Source organism: Mesorhizobium sp. M7A.F.Ca.US.006.01.1.1 (assembly GCF_003997935.1).
In the GTDB taxonomy this organism is placed as follows: Bacteria; Pseudomonadota; Alphaproteobacteria; order Rhizobiales; family Rhizobiaceae; genus Mesorhizobium.
The window spans coordinates 1-3,159 of the sequence record NZ_RZQL01000425.1 but is presented as its reverse complement, the minus strand read 5'-3'; the positions used below and the strand labels follow the sequence as shown (position 1 = coordinate 3,159).

Annotated in this window: 2 protein-coding genes; one reads left to right on the top strand and one right to left on the bottom strand. The window is 59.8% G+C overall.

Annotated features, from left to right (window positions below):
* Positions 1-224: 224 nt before the first annotated feature.
* Positions 225-1,265, bottom strand: a complete 1,041-nt coding sequence (tagH, locus tag EN943_RS36250; protein ID WP_127371919.1) for a type VI secretion system-associated FHA domain protein TagH — start codon at positions 1,263-1,265, stop codon at positions 225-227.
* A 365-nt stretch (positions 1,266-1,630) separates the two neighbouring features.
* Here tagH and EN943_RS36245 point away from each other — a divergent pair.
* Positions 1,631-3,159, top strand: a 1,529-nt coding sequence (locus EN943_RS36245) for a type VI secretion system tip protein VgrG (RefSeq protein ID WP_164778582.1), incomplete at its 3' end; no start/stop codon positions are given.

The window sequence follows — 3,159 nt, the reverse complement described above, 5'->3', positions numbered from 1 at the left end:
GTAAAGGGGCAGCTCCGGTCGGCCGCGGCAGTGTCCGCAGAAGGATTGGCCAGAAAATCCTGTCCCGCCGTAGCATGACATTGCCGCAGACCCCCAGGTCAATGAGTCTTACCCGCTTGGCGAACTGTCGTACGCGATTGTAATCTCAGAAATTGTTTATTGGAACCGGATGCCGGGCGTCGGAGGACTTTTCTGATTGCCCTGCCAGGCGTTTCCTGGATCGCCTATTTTTGCTTGTCGGCTTTGGCGTAGGCCTCGCTGAAATACGCCAGGAAGATGTCCAGCATGCCGTTTTCATGTGCCTCCTCCATGGTCCGCCATGTCGCGACATAGGCGTCCCAGGCCTGCCCCTTCTTCGATGTGAACGACGTAGGCGGGAGTTTCCTGCCGATCGCCTCGGGCGACAGGTCGTCAAGCAGTCGGGAGAGCGCAGCTTGCATGGCGGCATAGGTGGCGAATTCGTGCGTCTTCAGATCGCGGAATGCGTCCTCGATACTGCGCCTGGCATCAAGATAGCCGGCCCTGCGACGGGCGAACATGATTTCGAGGATTTCGTCGGTTCCTGGAACGAACTTCAGCGGATTGTTGTCGGCGGCGCTGATCATCGTTCGTTGTGTGCTCTTGGCCAGCATTTTCGCGGCCGCACGTGCTTTCAGCAGCAACGTCAGTTCCTCGACCACCGCCCGCAGGACCGCGCCGATTTCGGCGGCAACTTCATGCGGGTCGCGTAATTGAAGCAATTCCGGCGAAATGCCGGCTCCGATCGCGATCTCCCGCAAGACCTCGTCTCTGGTCGAAGGTAGGGGTGGGGAGTGCGGCGGAATGCGCTGCCCGGGCCGTTGCTGCGCGGGATCGAAGAAAGGTGCATCTTTGAATTCCAGCGGTCGGCCTGTCGCGGGCGGCATGTCTCGCTGCTCGGATTTGTAGCTGGGGTAGCCCGCCGTGGCGCGCTCTTCGTCGATCGATACCAAGATGACATAACGGCCGATCAGTATCCGGTCGCCATGGCCAAGCCGGTGTGGCCCGGTCATGCGCTGGCTCGACCCGTTGATGAAAGTCCCATTGCGCGAGATGTCGTGCAGCCAGAACGCGCCCGCCTCGTAGCGAACCTCGCAGTGGCGGCCCGAGATGAACTTGTCGGGATCCGGCAAGGTCCAGTCGCAAGCATCGCGTCCGATTTCGAAGCCGCGATCACGCGCCGCGTAGCTGGTCGAGGTACCAGCGGGCAAGGCGTCGACATTGTTGATTTCCAGACTGATGTGCATCCGAGATCGCCGTCGATCGTTGATCGGTACTCCGCCATTCTAGCAGCTTGCGGGTAAAACAGGACAGAAGCGTTTCAAGCCGATGAACCGGCTGGTTAATGCATGTCGCCCAAAAGTGCCCTCCGTTTGAGAAAACGACATTGCATGAAACAAGACCTGAAGGTGCAGCGCGTGAATCCGACCAACCGCGATACGGTTTGGGTTTCTGTCGCCCCATGTCCTCTTTGGCCAGCAGGAAAACATGTGGTAGGCTCAACATGGCCTGGCGTGGCGGATTTAAGAAGTTCCTGAACGGAATGCTGTTAATATAGCGGGAACTTCAAATCCATCACATTGGCGGCCGCGTCCAGGAGGGGGCTCGACCCATGCCCAATGAACGTGCCACCGTTGTCCGGACACCGGTTGGCTCCGAGCTGTTGACCTTCACGCATCTTGTCGGACGCGATGAGATCAGCCGTTGTTTTGCCTATACGGTCGGATTCGTGAGCACCGACTCCGATATCGATCCGTTGAAGATGCTGGGCGGGCCGCTCTCGATCGAAGCTGAATCTGATCCGAAACGCTGGTTCAGCGGCATCGTCTCCGAGTTCCGGCTCACCCGGCTGGAAGATCGGCTGGCCTACTATGAGGCGGTCATCAGGCCGTGGCTCTGGTTTCTCGGCAACACCACCGATTGCCGTATTTTCCAGAACAAGAGCGTCCTCGACATCGTCAAGGACATCTTCAAGAAATACGGTATCGCGGAATTCGATCTGCGCCTGCAAGGGTCCTATCCCCCGCGCGAATATTGCGTGCAGTACGACGAACCCGATCTGGATTTCGTGCAGCGGCTGCTGGAGCATGAAGGCATCCTGTATTTCTTCGAGCATGATGACGGCAAGCACACGCTTGTCCTGGCCGATGCGATGAGCAAGCTGAAGCCTGCGCCGGGCTACGAGAAAGTGCTCTATAACTTTGAAGGTCAGGGTTCGCGGCGCGATGTCGAATACATCACTGAATGGATACCGGGCAGTTCGGTGCGCCCAGGCGCCTATGCCCACACTGACTATGATTTCACGAAGCCGGGCGCCGATCTCATGGCCAAGTCGGCCCAGCCGTTCAGCCACAAAGAGGCAGCGGGTGAGAACTACCGCCAGCCCGGCGCGCATCTCGAAACGGGCCGGGGAGACAGCCTGGCCGCGATCCGGCGTGAGGAAATCCAGGCCGTCCACCAGCGCATCGCCGCTGTCGGCACCGTGCGCGGCCTCTATTCGGGCTGCACGTTCAAGCTGGATAGCTTTCCGCGTGAGGACCAGAACCAGGAGTATCTGGTGGTCAGCGCCGAATACAGACTGTTTGATCCAGGTTACAGAGCCCATGCTGACGTCAACAGCGAGAATTTCAAGGTGATCCTCGGCCTGGCGCCGACAGCCTTGCCCTATCGTCCGCCGCGGATCACGCCACGGCCGATCATGCGTGGCCCCCAGACGGCGACGGTGGTCGGCCCGTCCGGCGAGGAAATATTTACCGACAAATATGCGCGGGTGAAGGTGCAGTTTCATTGGGACCGTCTGGGCAAGAAGGACCAGAACAGCTCCTGTTTCGTGCGGGTGTCGCAGACCTGGGCCGGCAGCGGCTGGGGCTTCATCCAGATCCCGCGCATCGGCCAGGAGGTGATCGTCGACTTCATCGAAGGCGACCCGGACCTGCCGATCATCACTGGCAGGGTCTACAACGCCTCGCAGATGCCGCCCTACGGGCTGCCGGGCAGCGCCACGCAATCGGGCTGGAAGTCCGACTCCTCCAAAGGCGGTGGCGGCTACAACGAGCTGATGTTCGAGGACAAGGCCGGCTCCGAACTGGTCAATTTCCAGGCGCAGAAGGACCACAACCTTCTGGTCAAGCACGACCGCAC